The 18,932-nt window shown below is 72.2% G+C and carries 13 protein-coding genes and 1 pseudogene; 12 read left to right on the top strand and 2 right to left on the bottom strand.

Features of this window, described 5'->3' with window-relative positions:
* Nucleotides 1-134: 134 nt before the first annotated feature.
* From DSM112329_RS11600 to DSM112329_RS11615, 4 genes are all read left to right on the top strand, one after another.
* On the top strand, nt 135-1,415 hold the full coding sequence (locus DSM112329_RS11600; protein WP_354701976.1) for an argininosuccinate synthase: 1,281 nt from the start codon (nt 135-137) through the stop codon (nt 1,413-1,415).
* Between the two features lie 151 nt (nt 1,416-1,566).
* Complete coding sequence (locus DSM112329_RS11605) at nt 1,567-4,731, top strand: hypothetical protein (protein WP_354701977.1); 3,165 nt, start codon at nt 1,567-1,569, stop codon at nt 4,729-4,731.
* A 79-nt stretch (nt 4,732-4,810) separates the two neighbouring features.
* Entirely contained in the window at nt 4,811-8,668 is a 3,858-nt protein-coding gene (gene dnaE / locus DSM112329_RS11610; RefSeq protein WP_354701978.1) for a DNA polymerase III subunit alpha, read from the top strand.
* Nucleotides 8,669-8,691: 23 nt separating this feature from the next.
* On the top strand, nt 8,692-9,027 hold the full coding sequence (locus DSM112329_RS11615; RefSeq protein WP_354701979.1) for a stress response translation initiation inhibitor YciH: 336 nt from the start codon (nt 8,692-8,694) through the stop codon (nt 9,025-9,027).
* Between the two features lie 411 nt (nt 9,028-9,438).
* Here DSM112329_RS11615 and DSM112329_RS11620 read toward each other — a convergent pair whose 3' ends face one another.
* On the bottom strand, nt 9,439-10,296 hold the full coding sequence (locus DSM112329_RS11620) for a deoxyribonuclease IV (RefSeq protein WP_354701980.1): 858 nt from the start codon (nt 10,294-10,296) through the stop codon (nt 9,439-9,441).
* Between the two features lie 18 nt (nt 10,297-10,314).
* On the opposite strand from DSM112329_RS11620, the gene gltX reads away from it, so the two are divergent.
* Entirely contained in the window at nt 10,315-11,640 is a 1,326-nt protein-coding gene (gene gltX / locus DSM112329_RS11625) for a glutamate--tRNA ligase (protein WP_354701981.1), read from the top strand.
* 140 nt (nt 11,641-11,780) lie between these two features.
* Nucleotides 11,781-12,881: an HDOD domain-containing protein gene (locus DSM112329_RS11630; RefSeq protein ID WP_354701982.1), complete on the top strand. Its 1,101-nt coding sequence runs from the start codon at nt 11,781-11,783 to the stop codon at nt 12,879-12,881.
* On the opposite strand, the gene DSM112329_RS11635 is transcribed toward DSM112329_RS11630, so the two are convergent.
* A complete protein-coding gene (locus DSM112329_RS11635) occupies nt 12,882-13,259 on the bottom strand; it encodes a VanZ family protein (protein WP_354701983.1) in 378 nt (125 codons plus the stop codon).
* Between the two features lie 26 nt (nt 13,260-13,285).
* Between DSM112329_RS11635 and DSM112329_RS11640 the strand changes: the two genes are divergently transcribed.
* From DSM112329_RS11640 to DSM112329_RS11665, 6 genes and pseudogenes are all read left to right on the top strand, one after another.
* Nucleotides 13,286-13,678 (top strand): Rrf2 family transcriptional regulator, encoded by a 393-nt coding sequence (locus DSM112329_RS11640; RefSeq protein ID WP_354701984.1) that lies wholly within the window; start codon nt 13,286-13,288, stop codon nt 13,676-13,678.
* Nucleotides 13,679-14,542 (top strand): annotated as a pseudogene (locus DSM112329_RS11645) (SDR family oxidoreductase); the annotation flags it as partial.
* 479 nt (nt 14,543-15,021) lie between these two features.
* A complete protein-coding gene (locus tag DSM112329_RS11650) occupies nt 15,022-15,276 on the top strand; it encodes a hypothetical protein (protein ID WP_354701985.1) in 255 nt (84 codons plus the stop codon).
* A gap of 57 nt (nt 15,277-15,333) precedes the next feature.
* Complete coding sequence (locus DSM112329_RS11655) at nt 15,334-16,992, top strand: FAD-binding oxidoreductase (RefSeq protein WP_354701986.1); 1,659 nt, start codon at nt 15,334-15,336, stop codon at nt 16,990-16,992.
* A gap of 44 nt (nt 16,993-17,036) precedes the next feature.
* The gene (locus DSM112329_RS11660; RefSeq protein WP_354701987.1) at nt 17,037-17,858 is read left to right on the top strand and encodes a lysophospholipid acyltransferase family protein; all 822 of its coding nucleotides are present in this window, start codon (nt 17,037-17,039) and stop codon (nt 17,856-17,858) included.
* 9 nt (nt 17,859-17,867) lie between these two features.
* Nucleotides 17,868-18,884 carry an NAD-dependent epimerase/dehydratase family protein gene (locus tag DSM112329_RS11665; RefSeq protein WP_354701988.1) on the top strand — a complete coding sequence of 339 codons (1,017 nt, stop codon included), beginning with the start codon at nt 17,868-17,870 and terminating at the stop codon, nt 18,882-18,884.
* The last annotated feature ends 48 nt before the right edge of the window (nt 18,885-18,932 follow it).

The following is an 18,932-nucleotide window of genomic DNA, read 5'->3' on the forward strand; positions in this document are numbered from 1 at the left end:
CCTGATTGCTGTGCCGTCCCCTGCCTGGGGCCGACCTTCCCCTACGGAAGTGGGCGCAATGCTACTCCCTCGTTGTAATAGCGCGCTAGGTGCAAGGTGGTTTGCCTGCGCACTCGCGTACCCTTCGCCGCCACATGACAGAAGGCACCCCCAGCGCCCCGAACACCCGCACCGCGAGCTACCTCGCCGAACCCGACGAGGTCAGCCGGGTCCTGCTGCTCTACTCGGGCGGCCTCGACACGAGCGTGATGCTCAAGTGGATCCAGGACGAGTACGACGCTGAGGTCGTCGCCCTCACCATCAACCTGGGGCAGCCGGGGGAGGACTACGACGTCGTCAAGGGCAAGGCCCTGCAGCTCGGCGCGGTCGCCGCCGAGGTCGTCGACGCGCGCGACGTCTTCGCCGAGGAGTTCATCCTCCCGGCCATCAAGGCCAACGCGATCTACGGCCTCGCCTACCCGCTGTTCACCGCGCTCGGCCGCCCGCTGATCGCCAAGCTCGCGGTCGACTACGCCCGCAAGCACGGCTGCGACACGGTCGCGCACGGCTGCACCGGCAAGGGCAACGACCAGGTCCGCATCGAGGCGACGGTCGCGACGCTCGCGCCCGAGCTGAAGGTCATCGCGCCGGTCCGTGGCTGGATGATGGGCCGCGAGGAGGAGATCGCGTACGCCCGCGAGCACGGCATCCCGATCAAGGGCGGCGCCGAGACGACCCCGTACTCGATCGACGACAACCTCTGGGGCCGCTCGTCCGAGGGCAAGTGGATCGAGCACCTCGACCACGCGCCGGACGACGACGTCTTCCAGCTCGTCACCCGGCCGGAGCTCGCGCCCGACGAGGCCGAAGTCGTGACGATCGGGTTCAACCAGGGACGGCCGGTCTCGCTGAACGGCGAGCAGCTCGGCCTGGTGGAGCTGATCACCCGCTGCCAGGACCTCGGGATCAAGCACGGCGTCGGCATCGTCGACCACATCGAGGATCGGATCGTCGGCCTGAAGGTGCGCGACATCTACGAGGTGCCGGCCGCGACCCTGCTGCTGCAGGCCCACGCCGAGCTCGAGCGGCTCGTGTGCACGATCCACCAGAACCAGTTCAAGGGCGAGCTCGACCGCAAGTGGGCCTACCTCGTGTACGCCGGGCTGTGGTGGGAGCCGCTGCGCACCGACCTCGACGCCTACATGGAGGAGGTCTCCAAGCAGGTCACCGGCGAGATCGGGCTGAAGCTCTACAAGGGGCACTGCCGGGTCGTGACGCGCGCGTCCCCGAACGCCGTGTACGACGCGCAGCTCGCGACGTTCGAGACCTCCGGCGGCCTGTTCAGCCAGCAGGCGTCGCCAGGGTTCATCGAGTTGTGGTCGCTGCAGTCGCGCTTGGCACATCGCTTGCGAACCAGGTCCGAAGGCGCCGGATAGCACGCAAAAACCCGCAATTTGCGGGAAAATGCAACGCAAAATGCGTGCAAAATGTGTCAGGGAAGCTACCGTTCGCGCGCAAGTGGACCCAGTCATTGAGCACGGCGATTCGGATGGACCCGACGCGGGGCGAGTAGTCGACCCCGCCGTGATGGCCCAGCTGCGCGCGCGACGAGCCGAGCTGAGCGGCGACGCGCTGCGTGACTACGCCGGCGAGGTCGAGGCGGAGCTGACCCGGGCACGGGCCGAGCTGGACGCCGCGCGCGACCAGCGTGCCGACCTGGCGGGCCAGCTCAAGCAGGCGGAGCGAGAGCTACGGGCGTCGCGGCAGAACGAACACGCCGAGACCGCTCGTCGCACCGAGCTGGAGGAGGACACGGCCGCCACCCGCCGCGAGGCCGAGGAGGAGGTCGTCGAGCTGCGCCGCGTCCTGGCGGCGCGGGAGCACCGCGTCGCGGAGCTCGAGGAGGAGCTCAGCCGGCTGCTCAGCTCCGGCGTCCACGAGCGGCTCCACGAGAACCAGCAGAATGTCGCCCGGCTGGAGCGCGCACTGGCCTCCGAGCGGTCCACGCGGGAGAGCGCGCTCCGCGACCTGACCGTCGAGCGCGAGCAGTCCCAGGCCGAGGTCACGCTGCTCCAGCACGAGCTCGACCGCCGCGGTCACGTGCACGACGCCGTCTCGCGCCAGCTCGTGGAGCTCCGGACCGAGCTTGACGTCACCCGCGCGCAGCTGTCGGTCGACGCCGGCCGCACCGCGGTCGCCGAAGCGGTCCTTGCCGACCTCGGGAACACCGCCGCCCAGCTGCGGTCCCAGCTCACCGACCTGGAGACCGAGCGCGCCGAGCTGCTGCAGCAGCTGGCCACCGCCCGGGCCGAGGTCGCGCAGCGCGACCAGCTGCTCCAGGCCGGTCACGCCGCCCTGCTGGCCGCCGAGGCCGCGCAGGAGCAGCTGCGGACGGAGCTGCGTGAGGCCGGTGCCGCCCTGCGGACCGCCGCGTCCGACGCGGCCGAGCGCCACGTCCGCCTGCAGGCCGTCGAGCAGGCGATGGGCGCCGCCGAAGCGCGCGCCCGGGACCTGACCAGGCGGCTCGAGACCGAGCGCCTGCAGCGGGTGCAGGCCGAGAGCGCGCTCAACGCCACGGTGGTCGAGGAGCGCGACGCGTTCCAGCGGGCCATCGACGCACAGCGCGCCGAGTTCGACGCGGCGATCGCGAGCGAGCGCCAGGCGTTCGAGACGCAGATGGCGGGTGTCCGCGACGGCGTCGCGAAGCTCCGCGACCGCCTGACCACGACCCAGGCCGAGCTGGCCGCCGAGCTCGAGGCCGAGCGCGCCGCCCGGTCTGCCGCGGAGCAGCAGGCTGCCGCCGAGCGCGCAGCACGCGACGCCGCCGACGAGCAGGCCGAGACCGAGCGCGTCGCCCGGGCCACCGCCGAGCAGCAGGTCCAGAACGAGTACGCGGCGCGGGTGCGGGCCGAGCAGGCCCTGGCCGAGCGCGCGAGCATTGAGCACGAGATCCTCCAGGGCGTGGCCGAGCTGCGCAGCGAGCTGGTCCGCGTGCGTGCCGAGAGCGAGAAGAGCGTCGCCCGCGAAGCGCACCTCGAGGGCCTCGTCGGCGAGCTCGTCACGACCACCGATGCGCTCAACGCGGAGTTCGAGCGTGAGCTCGCGGCGCTCGAGGCCGAGCAGGAGCAGGAGCTCGCCGGCCAGCGCGCGCAGTTCTCCACCCAGCTCAGCGAGCTCGAGAACCGCGTCGTCGACCTGCGCGAGCAGATGGGCGCCGCCACCGTGGACATGGTCCGCAAGCTCGAGGACGAGCGCACCGCGCGCCGCCGTGCCGAAGCGCTCCTGACGCAGGAGCGCGAGCGTGCGGACCTCGCCCTCGAAGCCGCCGAAACCGACGCCGACGAGGACGACGTCGTCGCCCAGCTGCGGTCGGAGATCAAGCGCAGCGAGCGGCAGAACACCCTCGCCGAGGAGCGCATCGTCGAGCTCGAAGACGAGCTCGAGCAGGCACGGATCGGACCGCCGGCCACGGCGACCGACAAGCCTGCCCCGCCGGCCGACCCCGCCGGATCGGTGGCCGCCGTCGCCGCCGAGGCCGACTCGGTGATCATCGACCTCGCCCGTGCCGCGGCCCGCCTGCGCGGGCGCAAGGCGGACGACGGCGCCCCCGCCGTGGAGCGGCCCGACACCGGGTCCGGCACGCCTGCCGCGCCGGCCGCTCCCCGCGCGACCGAGTCCCACGGGGCCGAGCCCGGGGCTGCGGAGTCGGACGTGGACCTCGCGAAGGCCCCGGCCGCCGGGGACGCCGCAGCAGCGACCCAGGTGCCCGACGCGGTCGTCGACGAGGACACCGCCAGCCCCGCCGCCGCGGACGCGGAGAGCTCGGTGCCGGCCGGCACCCCGCCCGCCCGTCTGCTCGAGGCCTCGCGCCGTGCCTCCCGTCGCCTCGACGATCCGGAGCCCGAGCCGGCCGAGTCGATCCTCTACACACGACCGTCTGCCGTCGCCGACGCGGACACCGCCGGCGAGCCGGACGCCGATGACGTCGAGCAGGTCGAGGACTTCGAGCTCGGCGCACGCCTGGGCCGCTTCGAGCGGCCGGACCCGCACCCGTGGCTCGCGCCCGCCATCGGGCTGCTCGCCCGCCGTGACCCGCGCGTCGCCGCGTCGGTCATCGAGGCGATGATCCCCTTGCAGGCCGCCCGCCTGCAGGAGGACCTCGCCTACGACATGGCGATCGCCGGCCACCCCGAGCTGCGCGTCGAGCTGCGCCGCGACGGGACGGCGGTCATCGCGCCGCGCGACGCGGACGACGCCGCCGACTCCGCCTCGTTCCGCATCGTGGGATCGCCGGTGGCGCTGTCGGTCTACGTCGGCGGCGGTGCCGCGCGACGCGGGACGCCGGGCGTCGCCATCACCGGCCGCAAGCGCCGCGCCAAGGCGCTGACCCGGGTGATGCGCGAGCCGGTCGTCATGCCCGAACTCGCGCTGCTCGCCGGGCGCCTGCCGTCCCTGACGCTGCTGACCTTGCTGGTCGCGACGATCGATCCCGCCGAGACCCGCGGGGACCACTTCACGCTCGCGTTCGCCGAGGGCGACAACGCGCCTGCGGTCCACGTGGTCGTCGCCAGTGGCCTGCCCGTGGTCGCCCGGTCCGGCGCGCCGGTCCACATCGCCGCGACCGTCCGGACGCCCGTCGGCGGGCTGGCGTCGTTCCTCGGCGGGCAGGGAGCGGCACGCGTCAACGGCGACATCAACGCCGTCGGGCGCTTCCTGGCGTGGGCGGACGGCGCGCAGGGTCTGGACGGCTGAAACCGACGTCCGCTCGTTGCGGGGACGACGGGCAGCGGGACGGCCGGACCATCCGCCGCGGGGCGTAACCTCGTAGGCCGTGAGCACCCCGCCCGTCGCCCATCTCCACGTCCACTCCGAGTACTCGCTGCTGGACGGCGCGTGCAAGATCAGCAAGCTGGCGCAGCAGGCCGCGTCGTTCGGCCAGCCGGCCCTGGGGCTCACCGACCACGGGGTGATGAACGGCGCGATCGAGCACTACAAGGCGTGCAAGGACGCGGGCATCAAGCCGATCATCGGCTGCGAGGTCTACTACGTCGACGACCACGCCGACCGCCCCGAGCCGGGGTCGGGCCGCCGGATCGAACGCAACCACCTGACGCTGCTGGCGCAGAACGACCAGGGCTACCGCAACCTGGTGAAGCTCTCGTCGCTGGGCTTCCTGGAGGGCCTCGTCAGCGGCAAGCCGGGCGTCGACATGGGGCAGCTGGAGCGGTACGGCAGCGGCATCATCGCACTGACGGGCTGCCTCGCCGGCCGGTTGTGCCAGCGGCTCGTGAACGACCGCGACCAGGAGGCGCGCGAGTACGCCGACCAGCTCGTGAACGCGTTCGGCAGCGAGAACGTCTACTTCGAGCTGCAGAAGAACGGGATCGCCGACCAGGAGAAGGCGAACCCCGGCATCGAGCGGATCGCCCGCGAGATGGGCGCCCAGATCGTCGGCACCGGCGACGTGCACTACCTGCGCAAGGAGGACTACCACCACCACACGGCGCTGCTGTGCGTGCAGACGAAGTCGACGCTGGCGATGCCGAAGATGACGTTCGACACGAACGAGTTCTTCCTGAAGAACAACGACGAGATGGCGAAGGACTTCGCGCAGTACCCGGGCGCCCTGGCGGCCACGGTGGAGATCGCGGAGCGGTGCAACATCGAGATCCCGCTCGGCGGCCAGCTGATCCCGCGGTTCCTGCCCGAGGGCGAGGACGAGCGCGAGTACCTCCGCGAGCGCGTGATGGAGGGCATGCACCGGCGGTACGGGATGCCGCTGCCGGCGGCGGCGATCGAGCGGATGGAGATGGAGCTCGGCGTCATCGACCGCATGGGCTTCAACGCGTACTTCCTGATCGTGTGGGACTTCGTGAAGTGGGCGAAGGACAACGGCGTCGCGGTCGGCCCCGGTCGTGGCTCGGCGGCCGGCTCGCTCGTGTCGTACACGCTGAACATCACCGACCTCGATCCGATCAAGCACGACCTGCTGTTCGAGCGGTTCCTGAACCCCGAGCGCGTGTCGATGCCCGATATCGACATCGACTTCTCGGTCCGCGGTCGCGAGCGCGTGATGCAGTACGTGGTCGAGAAGTACGGCCGCGAGTCGGTCGCCCAGATCATCACCTTCGGCAAGATGCTGCCGCGCGCCGCCACCAAGGACGCGGCCCGGGTGCTGGGCCACGACTACGGCGTCGGCGACCGCCTGGCGAAGCTGATCCCCGACCCCGAGCAGGGCCGGTCGCCCACGTTCGAGTCGTGCCTCGCCGACGGCATGGACCTCAAGGTCGCGTACGACAGCGACCCGACCGCCAAGCAGGTGATCGACGTCGCTCGCGGCCTGGAAGGCATCGTCCGCTCCAACTCGATCCACGCTGCGGCCGTCGTCATCGCCGGCATGCCGCTGACGGACGTGGTCCCGCTGCAGCTGGCGGACGCCCGCACCACGGACGAGAAGGGCAACAAGGTCTACAAGCAGGTCACGCAGTTCTCGATGAAGCCCGTCGAGGACCTCGGCCTGCTCAAGATGGACTTCCTGGGGCTGCGGAACCTCGACGTGATCGAGGACGCGCTGGACATCCTCGAGCGCTCCACGGGGGTCCGCCCCTCGATGGAGGACCTGCCGATGGACGACGTCAAGACGTACGAGATGCTCGCGCGCGGCGACTCGGTCGGCGTCTTCCAGTTCGAGTCCGAGGGCATGCAGAACGCCCTGCAGAAGGTCAAGCCGACGGAGTTCGACGATCTCGTCGCGCTCGTGTCGCTCTACCGCCCGGGCGCGATGGACCAGATCCCGACATACGCGCGCGGGAAGCGCGACCCGGAGTCCGTCGCCTCCCGCGACGAGCGCCTGGACCCGATCATCGGCCCGACGTACGGCGTGATCCTGTACCAGGAGCAGGCCATGCAGATCTCGAAGGCGCTAGGCGGGTTCTCGGGCGCCAAGGCCGACGACCTGCGGAAGGCCATCGGCAAGAAGAACCGCAAGGCGATGGCCGAGCTCGAGCCGGCGTTCCGGGAGGGCTGCCTGAAGAACGGCGTGGCGCCGAACACGATCGACTGGCTGTGGGAGACGAACGAGAAGTCGGCCGACTACTCGTTCAACAAGTCACACGCCGCGTGCTACGCGCTGATCTCCTACCGGACGGCGTGGCTGAAGGCCAACCACCCGGCCGAGTACATGGCCGCGCTGATCTCCTCGGTGATGGACACCAAGGACAAGGTCCCGTTCTTCGCCGCGCGCTGCGACGAGATGGGGATCGAGGTCCTGCCGCCGGACGTCAACCTGTCCGACCACGAGTTCGTGGTGGTCGACGGGAACATCCGCTTCGGCCTGCACGCGGTGAAGGGCGTGGGGGGTGCGGCCGTCGACGCGATCAAGGCCGCGCGCGAGGACGGCGGTCCCTACACGTCGCTGTGGGAGTTCTGCGAGCGGGTCGATCCGCGCGCGGTGAACAAGAAGGCGATCGAGTCGCTGATCAAGTGCGGCGCCTTCAGCTCGACGGGCGCCTCGCGCAAGGGCATGCTGGAGGTCCTCGAGCAGGCGCAGGGCGCGGGCCAGAAGGTCCAGATGGACGCGTTGATCGGCCAGGGCTCGATCTTCGACATGTTCGACGACGGCGGCGGTTCCGGCGGTTCCCCGGGTGCATTCTCGGCGCCGCTGCACCCGCCGATCCCGCCGGAGGAGTTCGAGCAGACCGAGCTGCTCGCGCTGGAGAAGGAGGCGATCGGGCTGTTCCTGTCGGCCCACCCGCTGAAGGAGGTCCGCGAGGCGCTGATCGTCAAGACCGACTACCGCCTGTCCGACCTGGGCAACGTCAAGGACCAGGAGTGGGTCAAGGTCGGCGGCATCGTCACGGCGGCGAAGAAGATCCGCACGAAGTCAGGCGACGCCATGATGTTCGCGACGATCGATGACCTCGAGGGCGCGGTCGAGCTGCTGATCTTCCCGAAGACGCTGCAGGAGTACGAGCCACAGGTCGACGAGGTCCTGATCGTCCGCGGCAAGGTCGACCACGGCGACAAGGGCACGTCGGTGATCGTCCAGGAGATGAAGCCGTTCACCCCGACCGCGCGTGAGGTCGAGGCGGCGAAGGAGGCCGTGGCGAAGATCCCGGTCGGCCCGCAGCCGATCAACTACCACGTCGATGCCGCATTGCTGCCGCGCACCATCATCGATGACCTGAAGTACGTGCTCGAGAACTTCCCGGGCGAGTCGGAGCTGGTGCTCGCCCTCCAGACGTCCCAGGGTCAGCGCTGGCTGCGGTTCGGGGACGCCTACCGCGTCAAGTCCTCGCCGACGCTGAAGATGGAGCTCGACGCGCTGCTGGGCAAGGCCGTCATCCGCAAGGCGCCGGCCGCGACGGCCGACGCCGCGCCCGCGGTTGCGGAACCCGCCGCGGCCGCTGCCGCGGAACCCGCGGCGCCTGCCGCCCCGGCGGTGACCGCGACGCCGCCCCCGGCCGCGGCACGCGAGCCGGCCGCGGCGCCCTGTCCGCCGCCTTCGCCGCAGGCCGTCCCCGTCGAGCCGCCGGTCGCCGTCCCGGTGGCGGTCGAGCCGGCTCTGGGCCGCGACGCTCCGGGGCCTGCGACGGTGAACGACGACGGCGACCCCGGCCCCGAGGAGCCGTACTTCGGTCCCGGCGACGACCAGTACGCGAGTGGCCGACCGGCCAGGCAGCACGCGTAGCCGACCGCTACTACGCTGGCTCGATGGCGAAACGGAGCAACGCCAAGGTCGTCTACTCGACGAGCGACGGGGACCTGCGCAAGGCCCGCGACCCGCAGCCGGCGGCCACCGGCGGCGGCGGTGGGCGGGTCAAGGTCCGCCGCGAGACCTCCGGTCGGCGCGGGAAGACCGTGACGAGCGTGTCGAACGTCCCCGTGACCGACGAGCAGCTGCGCGAGCTCGCCGGCCGGCTGAAGAAGCGCTGCGGCGTCGGGGGTTCGGCGAAGGACGGCGTCATCGAGATCCAGGGCGACCACCGCGACACGGTGCTCGAGCTGCTCAAGGCCGAGGGGTTCGACGCGGTCCTCGCCGGCGGCTGACGACGGCCTGACCAGCCGCGAGCGGGGCTCTGGTTCTCGTGCGGGGTGATGGTGTGATGCCGGGGTGACGGGCGATCGGTCATGGCCCTCCGCGGCTGGGGTGCTGCAACGCGCGGAGGGTCTGATGGGCCTGACCCGCCGAATCCTCCGAGCGTCCAACCGGGCCCGGCTGCGTGGAGGGTCTGGCGGGCCTGTCCCGCTGAATCCTCCGAGCGTGCCGGGTCGCCGGGGCGGCGGCGGTCAATGGCGTTCCACCGGGCTGGGAGCCGTGCGATCCACCCCTCGCCCCGCCCGGGCGCGGTGAATGGCGTTCCACCCGGCCGGGAACCGTGCGATCCACCACTCGTCCCGCCGGCCAGCCCCGTCCACCGCAAGGTGGGGGCTGACGGCCACCGGTCTGCCGCGCGCTCGTCAGCGTGCCGCCAGACCCCGCTCGCGGAGCTCCCGGCAGAGCGTGATCTCCTCAGGGGGCGTGCCCTTCTTGTCCGGCCCCGGCGTCTCCAGCACCACCGGCAGGCTCTCGAACCGCGGCTCGGACAGGAACACCGCGCAGCCGTCCTCGCCCAGCTCGCCCTTGCCGATGTCCGCGTGACGGTCGCGGTTCGAGCCGAGGCCGACCTGGGAGTCGTTCAGATGCAGCGACCCGAGCCGGCCGATCCCGACCTTCGCATCGCACTCGTCGAGGGTTCGGGTCAGTCCTTCCGCCGTCCGGATGTCGTGCCCGGACGCGTAGAGGTGGCAGCTGTCGAGGCACAGGCCCAGGCGCGGGTCGCCCCCTGCGGCGTCGATCAGCGCGGCCAGCTCGTCGAACGAGCGGCCGAGCGTCCCGCCGGCGCCCGCGGTGTTCTCCAGGTGCAGGGGGCACGCGCCGGACTCGGCCAGCGCCTCGCGGATGACCTCGCCTGCCCGGGCGATCGCCTCGCCGACGTCGCCCGTCTTCGCCGACCCCGGGTGCAGGACGACGGCATGCGCGCCCAGCGCGTCCCCGGCGCGGAGCGAGGCGGTAAGCGACGTGACCGTCTTGGCCCGGATCTCGGGATCGTCGGTGCCGGCGTTCAGCAGGTACACGGCGTGGATCAGCAGCGCGTCCACGTCGGACGCCGCCATGTCCGCCCGGAACCGCGCGACGTCCTCGTCCTTGTAGACGGTGGGCTTCCACATCCGCGGGCTCTGGTTGAAGATCTGCACGCACCGCGCGCCGCGCTCGATCCCGCGCGCGACGGCGTTGTAGACCCCGCCGGCAGGGGAGACGTGGCATCCGATGAGCATTGACTAGGTTCTACAGAAATGCGTGTTCGCTTCGCCCCCAGCCCCACCGGGGCCCTCCACATCGGTGGCGCCCGCGCCGCCCTCTACAACTGGCTGATGGCCCGCGGCAGCGAGGGGACCATGGTCCTGCGCATCGAGGACACCGACCGCGAGCGCTCAACGCCCGAGAACGTCGAGCAGATCCTCGACGCGCTGCGCTGGCTGCAGATCGACTGGGACGAGGGGCCGATCTCGCAGGTCTCGCGGTCCGGCCGTCACGAGGAGGTCCTGCAGCAGCTGCTGGACGGTGGGCACGCCTACCGCTCCACCGCGACCGGGGACGACGTGAAGGCGTACAAGGCCGAGCACGGCGCCGACAAGGGCTTCCGCGGGACAGCCGAGCCCGAGGGGGCCGTCCGCCTGCGGATCCCCGACGACGGGGCCACGGTCGTCCACGACCTCGTCCGCGGCGACACGACCTTCCAGCACGTCCATCTCGACGACCCCGTCATCGCCCGCGCCGACGGGACCGCGCTCTACAACTTCGCGGTCGCCGTCGACGACGCGGACGCCGGCATCACGCACGTCGTCCGCGGCGAGGACCATCTCTCGAACACCCCGAAGCAGCTCCTGGTCTACGTGGCGATGGGCATCGATCCGCCGCTCTTCGCGCACCTGCCGCTGCTCCACGGCCCTGACGGCAAGAAGCTGTCCAAGCGCCACGGCGCCGCCTCGGTGCAGGAGCTGCGCGACGCGGGCTACCTGCCGGCGGCGATCCGCAACTACATCGCCCTGCTCGGGTGGGGCGACACGGACGACGAGACGCTCATCAGCACCGACGAGCTCGTCGCGCGCTTCGACGTCGGGCGCGTCTCCAAGAACCCGGCGCAGTTCGACGAGAAGAAGCTGCGCTGGATGAACGGTCGTTACCTGCGCGAGCTGTCACTCGACGAGCTGACCGCCGAGCTCGAGGCGTTCACCGGCCGCACGGGCCTGCGCGACGCCGTGGAGATCTCGCGCGAGAAGATCCAGACGCTGGCGGACTTCTGGCCGCTCGCGGGGTTCATCTTCGACGGGCCGGCCACCGACGACGAGAAGGCGCGCGCGAAGTGGCTGACCGACGCCGGGCGCGAGTCGCTCACGGCCGCGCACGCCGCCCTGAGCGGGATCGACACCTGGGCGCACGAGCCGATCGAGAACGCGCTGCAGGAGCTGCTCGCCGCGCGCGAGGCGAAGCCGAAGGACGTCTTCCAGCCGATCCGCGTCGCCCTCGCAGGCACGGCGGTCTCACCCGGGATCTTCGAGACGCTGACCGTCCTGGGCCGGGAGGAGTCGCTGCGCCGGATCGCCGACGCCGCGGGCTGAGCCGGGCGCCGACCGGCGTCCCGCGGTCGACCGTTGCGGTGCCACGAACACCCTGCTGAGAAGTAACGCTCAATCATCCGTCCAGCCCTGCCGATAACGGGGTCATACCGATGTCCACGGATCTCACAGAGAGCGTTTCGATGAACTCAGCCACCGCCGCCCTCCCGACCCCTGACGCCGCGTCCACCTCGGGTGCGGACCAGGCCGGGTCACAGCGTCACCACAACGAAGGCCACGGCCGCCGACTGACGGCCGCCTTCGAGGCGCTGGAGGCGTTCCCCGCGCTGGCCGAGTCCCGCAACCGCCTGCTGCGCCTGGTCAGCGCCGACCGCGTCTCCACCAGCGACGTGGTCAACGCCGTCGAGTCGGACGTCGCGCTCGTCATCGCGGTCCTGCGCCTCGGCAACCAGGTCGAGGGCAAGACCCGCGGCCGCGTCGAGTCCGTCGTCCAGGCCGTCGAGCTGCTCTCGCCCGAGGCCGTCCAGTCGCTCGCGACCCGCGCCCGCACCTTCGACTTCTTCGAGCGCTCGTCCGTCTGGGACGCGGCGCCCGAGCGCTTCCGCCTGCACGGCGTCGCCACGCAGCGCGCCGCCGACCGCCTGGCGCAGGAGGCCGAGTACGAGCACCGCGACCGCCTCATGGTGACCGCGCTCCTGCACGACATCGGCAAGCTCGTCCTGATGCACGCCTACCCGGGCTACCCGCAGCAGGTCCACGCCGGCGCGCGCACCCCGGAGGAGCGGATCCACCGCGAGCGCCGCGAGCTCGGCGTCGACCACGCCCTCGTCGGCGGCGTCCTGGCCCGCCGCTGGGGCCTGCCGAAGTCGGTCGCCTCGGTCATCGAGCGCCATCACTCCGACGACGCCACCGGCGAGGCCGCGTTCGTCCGGCTGGCCGACATGCTCGCGCACTACGCGCAGGGCGGTGCCGTGTCCCCGACCGAGCTGCTGCGCTGCGCCCGCGTCATCGGCCTGGGGCCGACCGAGCTGCGCTCCGTCATGTACGACCTTCCGTACCCGACCAGCGGCCGCACCCGCCAGATCGACCCGTGCCCGCTGTCCTCCCGCGAGGTGGAGGTCCTCAAGCGCCTCTCCGAGGGCAAGGTCTACAAGCAGATCGCCCTCGAGCTCGAGCTCTCGACGAGCACGGTCCGCACCCACCTGCACAACATCTACGGCAAGCTCGGCGCCGTCGACCGCGCCCAGGCCGTCCTCATGGCCACCGAGCGCGGCTGGTTGTAGTCAGGGCCGCCGGCGTGCCTGGACGGTGCGGGTGATCGCCACGGCGATCGCCACGCCCGTCGAGTCGATGAGCACGTCGACCGGCGTCCCGTGCCGGCCGTCGACGAAGCTCTGGTGGAGCTCGTCCGTGCACGCGTAGGCGATCGTGATCACCGCGGCGAGCAGCTGCGGGCCCGCGCGGCGGAAGCGGACGGCGGGGACGCGGTCCAGCGCACGCAGCCACAGCCACCAGAGCACGCCGTACTCGGTGGCGTGCACGATCTTCCGGCCGATCAGGTCGACCGTCCCGAGGCCCGAGTTCAGGTCGGACTGCGCCGACAGGGCGAAGATCACGCCCATCAGCGCCAGTGGCGGCCCCCAACGGCCGATGCGTGCCATACGATCGATCCCGGAACCGTATCCCCATGATCTCGATCACCACCAAAAGCCCCTACGCCCTCAAGGCGCTGACTGAGCTCGGTCGTGCCGGTGACACGGGGCCCGTCCCGATCGGGGAGCTCGCGCGCCGCCGCGAGGTTCCCGTCCAGTTCCTCGAGCAGCTCTTCGCGACGCTCCGCCGGGCCGGTGTCCTGAAGTCCCAGCGCGGGGTCAAGGGCGGCTACTCGTTCGCCCGCGACCCGTCGACGATCACGGTCCTGGAGATCGTCGAGCTCCTCGACGGCCCGCTCGGCCGCGACTCCGAGGGCGTCTTCGCGGATGCCGCCGCCGCTGCGCGCAAGGTGCTGCAGGACACGACGATCGCCGATGTCGTGGCAGCCGAGGAACGGTCTGCCGGAGTCTCGATGTACTACATCTAGGTGGGTCGTCCGACCCGCCGGTCACAGGTAGGCCCGCGGCTCAAGACGACCGTCCGGCGGGCCGGGATGCAGCCGGAGCCCCACCTCCGGCGGGGCCGCGCCACGATCGACCTGCGCGGTCGGCGTGTCCTTATCACCGGTGCGTCGTCGGGCATCGGCGAGGCCGCGGCGGTGCAGTTCGCCGCCGCCGGCGCGACCGTCCTCGCCGTCGCCCGGCGCGAGGCGCTGCTGAACGCGCTGGTGGCGCGCATCGCAGCGCGGGGCGGCCAGGCCATCGCGCTCCCCGCCGACCTCTCCGACCTCGCGTCGGTCGACGCCCTGGTCGAGCGGGCGGGCCGGGTCGACGTCCTCGTCAACAACGCCGGCCGGTCGATCCGGCGCCCGCTGCTCGAGTCGCTCGAGCGGTGGCACGACATCGAACGGCTCACGACGCTCAACTACTACGCCCCGCTGCGGCTGATCCGCGGCCTCGCGCCCGGGATGATCGAGCGCGGCGACGGCCACATCATCAACGTCGCCTCCTGGCGCGTGCTCCCGGAGGCATCGCCGCTGTTCGGCGGCTACATCGCGTCCAAGGCGGCGCTGGGCGTCGTGAGCCGCGTGATCGAGACCGAGTGGGGCGATCTCGGCGTCCACGCCACGACGCTCTACTACCCGCTGGTGTCCACGCCGATGATGGCCCCGACCCGCGCCTACGACGGCGTCGCTGCGCTCACGGCCGACGAGGCCGCCGCATGGATGCTCGACGCCGCGCGCCGCCGGCCGGTCCGGGTGGCGCCACGCATGGCGCTCGCCGCGAAGGCGCTCGACGTCGTGGCGCCGCGGCTGGTCAACCACCTCCTGCGCCAGCGCCTCATCCAGCCGGAGCCCGACCTTCGGCGCCGCGTGCCGGTCGACGTGCCCGCCGGCGGCGACTCGGCGCCGCGCAACCGCCGGGCCGGCGACACGGCCCCGCGGGACCGGCGTGCCGCGGACGGGACACCGCACGACCGCCGCCGCGGCGACTGACCACGTCGCGTCTGTCCGGTCAGGACCGAAGGCGCGCAACGAGCAGAGGCAGGGGGCGGGGCGGCCCGAACGGGAAACGGGCGCCCCACCCTGCATCCGCCTCCCAGCGGGTTCTTCTCACACTCCACACCGACCCTCTCTCGCACCGGTGCACCACCAGCTAAGCCCGCGAATGTGAAGCGGACGTTGAGCACGGGTTGCGCTGCAGAAGCAGCGGTTCGGATGCCGACCGGGCCGTCCGTCACGCGTCCGGGGTGACCTCTCCGTGGGGGATCTACCCCCCGATGGGGGAGGGTCGCCCCCGCGGCCGATCGGCGGTCGGGTAGAACTGGACCATGGAATCCTCGAGCAAGTCGGACGCTCCCCCGCGCGCATCGGCCAACGGCCCGGCCGAGCAGCTCACCGTCGCCAGCAGCCTGCGTCCTCCCGGCGTGCCCACCAGCGGCCTGCGCAAGGAGAAGGTGGTCGCGCAGGAAGAGGACAAGCGCCCGTTCCCGGGCACCAGCGAGGACCTCTCGTCGGCGTTCTTCATCTCCGCGATGCTGATCTGCCTGATCATCGCGATCTTCTACTTCCTGCCCAGCACCTAGCGGCGGGCCGCCGGACCGCACGCCGCGCCGGACGGATCCGGCGTACGATCGCGGGACATGGCTGCGATGAAATGGTGGGGCTGGGGCGTCGACGGCGTGGCGTTCACGCACGAGGACAAGCCGGAGCTCCGCGACTTCATCATCGAGAAGATCGGGCTCGACGTCGGCGCGGCGACCGAGTCCCCGAAGACCTTCGACGAGCTCGACCTGCCCGCGCCCGACGTCGCGGACGACCTGCGCGCCGCGCTGGTCGCCGCCGTCGGCGAGGACGCGCTCAGCGACGACGGCCTGGACCGCGTCGTCCACGCCCGCGGGAAGTCGATCCGCGACCTGATCCGCCAGCGCCGCGGGGACCTGCCGCGGATCCCCGACCTCGTCGTCCGGCCGGCGGACGAGGACCAGGTGACCGCGGTCCTCGCGGCAGCGCTCGCGGCCGACGCGGTGGTCATCCCCTTCGGCGGCGGCACGTCGATCTCGGGCAGCCTGGAGGCGTCCGCGGCCGAGACCCGCACCGTGCTGTCCGTCGACATGAGCCGGCTCGACCAGGTGCTGGAGATCGACGAGGCCTCGCGGCTGGCCCGCGTCCAGGCGGGCGTCTTCGGCCCGCACCTCGAGGAGCAGCTCAACGCCCGCGGCTACACGTTCGGCCACTACCCGGACAGCTTCACGCACTCGACGCTCGGCGGCTGGATCGCGACCCGCTCATCGGGCATGCAGTCCGACCGCTACGGCGACATCGCCGACATGGTCCGCGGGCTGCGCGTCGTCACCCCCGCGGGCACGCTCGTCACGCGGCCGGTCCCCAGCACCTCGACGGGTCCGTCGATCCGCGAGATGGTGCTCGGCAGCGAGGGACGGCTCGGGCTGATCACCGAGGCGACCGTCCACATCCGTCACCTGCCGCAGGCGCGGACCATCCTCGGCTACCTCTTCCCGACCTTCCAGGCGGGGCTGGACGCGATGCACGCGATCGCGCTCAGCGACGCGTCCGTCTCGGTGACCCGCGTGTCCGACGCGCCGGAGACGCAGTTCTCGTTCGCCACGCGGAAGGCGTCGACGCGCCTGGACAAGGTGCAGTCCAAGGCGCTGACGACCTTCCTGACGAAGGCGAAGGGGTTCGCGCTCGAGGAGATGTGCCTGTCGTTCATCGGCTACGAGGGCAGCGAGGACCACGTCAGCGAGCAGCGCCGCAAGGTCGGCCGCATCGTCGGCGCCCACGGCGGCCTGTGCATCGGCGCGAGCCCCGGCCAGCTCTACGACCAGAAGAAGTTCGACACCCCGTACATCCGCGACTTCCTGCTCGACCGCGGCGCCGCTGCGGACGTGTCGGAGACGGCGGCGCCATGGGGCCGGCTCCGCGAGCTCTACGACAACACGCGCGCCGCCGGCCAGGCGGCCCTCGACGGCATGGGCGTGCGCGGCTACCTGATGTGCCACCTGTCGCACTCCTACCACGCGGGCGCGTGCCTCTACTTCACGTTCGCGTTCGAGCCGGCGCCCGGCACGGACATGATCGAGCAGTACGACGTCGTCAAGAAGGCGATCCAGCAGGCGTTCGTCGACAACGGGGGCACGCTGTCGCATCACCACGCGGTCGGGACCGAACACAGCGAGTGGCTCGAGCAGGACATCTCGGCGCCCGGTGTCGTCCTGCTGAAGGCGCTGCTGCACGGCACCGACCCGGGGGCGAACCTGAACCCCGGCAAGATCGTGTGAGCCGCGCCGGGAAACCTTCCCGGCGTGCGGGAGTAGGCCTAGGCATGGACTCCGGCGCCGACAGCATGGATCAGCCGTGGGCGCGGACGCTGCCCGCGCGCGTCGCCCGCGAGGCCATCATCTGCGGCGTCTTCGGTCCGCTCATGGACATCTACACGCGGCGCGCGGTGGTCGGGCACGAGCACCTCGAGACGCTCGACCAGCCGGTCATCTTCGTCGCGAACCACGCGAGCCACATGGACACCCCGGCGCTGCTGCGCGCGCTGCCGACCCGCTGGCGCCGCCGGACCACCGTCGCCGCGGCCGCCGACTACTTCTACGTCAAGCGCCACCTCGCGAACGCGGTCTCGTTGGCGTTCTGCACCGTCCCGCTCGAGCGCCAGGGCGGCACGCTGCACGAGGGCCCGCCCGCGCACCTCACCCGCCTGCTCGACGAGCGCTGGTCCGTCGTCGTCTTCGCCGAGGGCACGCGGTCGCGCGACGGCTCTGTCGGCCGGCTGCGCGCCGGCTCCGCGGTCATGGCGATGGCCTACGGCGTCCCGATCGTCCCCGTCTACGTCGGCGGGACGCACGAGGCGATGCCGACCGGTCGCAGCTGGCCGACCCGTGCGCCCGGCGGGCTGCTCGGTCACCGGCGCCCGGCGACCATCGCCTTCGGCGCCCCGATCACGCCGGCCCCGGGCGAGGGGCCGCGCGAGGTCATGGAACGCGTCCGGCTGTTCCTCGCCGCGTCCGGCGGCGACACGACGCCGGATCCGCGGATCGCGGCCGGCCGGGAGCGCGCCGCCCGCGCCGCCTCGGCCGCCGGCAACGACTCCGCCGACGACGGCTCGGGGCCGGTCGCCGACCAGCGCCAGCCGGCATAGCCGCAGCCCGTGGCGAAGGTCTTCCTCACCGGCGGGAGCGGGTTCATCGGCGGCCAACTGGCCGACCGGCTGGTCGCCCGCGGCGACGAGGTCGTCGGCCTCGCCCGGTCCGACGCTGCCGCCGCCGCGCTGAGCGCGCGCGGGGTGACGGCCGTCCGTGGCGACGTCCTGGACGCGGACGCCGTGGCCGCCGGGCTCGCCGGCTGCGAGCTCGCCTACCACGTCGCCGGCGTGAACTCGCACTGCCCCGCCGACCCCGACCGGCTGCTGCGCGTCAACGTCGAGGGGACGCGCACCGTCGTCGAGGCCGCCGCGGCCGCCGGGGTGCGGCGCGTCGTCTTCACGTCCTCGGCTGCCTCGCTCGGCGAGGCCGAGGGCACCGTCGGGACCGAGGACTGCGCGCATCGCGGGAGCTACCTGTCCGTCTACGACCGCTCCAAGCACGAGGCGGAGGGCGTCGCGTTCGCCGCGGCCACCGCGCACGGGGTCGAGGTCGTGGCGCTGAACCCGTCGTCGGTCCAGGGGCCGCCGCGCAAGGGCGGCAACGGCGCGATCATCATCGCCTACCTCAACGGCAGACTTCGTGCGTTCGTGGACACCCACGTGAGCGTCGTCGACGTCGAGGACGTCGTCGAGGCGCACCTGCTCGCAGCCGAGCGCGGGACGTCGGGCCAGCGGTACGTCCTCAACGGCGCGACGATCCCGTCGGCCGAGGCGCTGCGCATCGTGACCGAGCTGTCCGGCGTCGAGCAGCGCGTCCCGATGATCCCGCCGCCGGTCGCGCGGGCGGCGGCGAACGCGGTCGACCTCGTGTACCGCGCGCGCCGCCGGACGAACCCGATCTGCCCGGCCCGCGTCGGCACGATCCTGCACGGCCACCGCTACGACGGCTCGCGCGCGACGCGCGAGCTGGGGCTGGTCTACACCCCGGTGGCCGAGACGTTCCGGCGCACCATGGAGTGGGCCGTCGCCGAGGGCCTCGTCACCCGCCCACTGCCCGGCGCCGCCGTCCCGCCCGTCGGCTGACGCGGCCCGGCCCGGTCACCGGGCGCACAGGACGGCGGCAAGACCCGT

Source organism: Paraconexibacter sp. AEG42_29 (assembly GCF_040581415.1).
GTDB lineage: Bacteria > Actinomycetota > Thermoleophilia > Solirubrobacterales > Solirubrobacteraceae > Paraconexibacter.

What these genes read in the sequence shown, in the direction of transcription:
- DSM112329_RS11660 (WP_354701987.1), top strand. Translation starts at nt 17,037, where the DNA reads ATGGACTCCGGCGCCGACAGCATGGATCAGCCGTGGGCGCGGACGCTG.
- DSM112329_RS11600 (WP_354701976.1), top strand. Translation starts at nt 135, where the DNA reads ATGACAGAAGGCACCCCCAGCGCCCCGAACACCCGCACCGCGAGCTAC.
- DSM112329_RS11650 (WP_354701985.1), top strand. Translation starts at nt 15,022, where the DNA reads ATGGAATCCTCGAGCAAGTCGGACGCTCCCCCGCGCGCATCGGCCAAC.
- DSM112329_RS11620 (WP_354701980.1), bottom strand. Translation starts at nt 10,296, where the DNA reads ATGCTCATCGGATGCCACGTCTCCCCTGCCGGCGGGGTCTACAACGCC.
- DSM112329_RS11615 (WP_354701979.1), top strand. Translation starts at nt 8,692, where the DNA reads ATGGCGAAACGGAGCAACGCCAAGGTCGTCTACTCGACGAGCGACGGG.
- DSM112329_RS11640 (WP_354701984.1), top strand. Translation starts at nt 13,286, where the DNA reads ATGATCTCGATCACCACCAAAAGCCCCTACGCCCTCAAGGCGCTGACT.
- DSM112329_RS11635 (WP_354701983.1), bottom strand. Translation starts at nt 13,259, where the DNA reads ATGGCACGCATCGGCCGTTGGGGGCCGCCACTGGCGCTGATGGGCGTG.
- gltX (WP_354701981.1), top strand. Translation starts at nt 10,315, where the DNA reads ATGCGTGTTCGCTTCGCCCCCAGCCCCACCGGGGCCCTCCACATCGGT.
- DSM112329_RS11605 (WP_354701977.1), top strand. Translation starts at nt 1,567, where the DNA reads ATGGCCCAGCTGCGCGCGCGACGAGCCGAGCTGAGCGGCGACGCGCTG.
- DSM112329_RS11630 (WP_354701982.1), top strand. Translation starts at nt 11,781, where the DNA reads ATGAACTCAGCCACCGCCGCCCTCCCGACCCCTGACGCCGCGTCCACC.
- DSM112329_RS11655 (WP_354701986.1), top strand. Translation starts at nt 15,334, where the DNA reads ATGGCTGCGATGAAATGGTGGGGCTGGGGCGTCGACGGCGTGGCGTTC.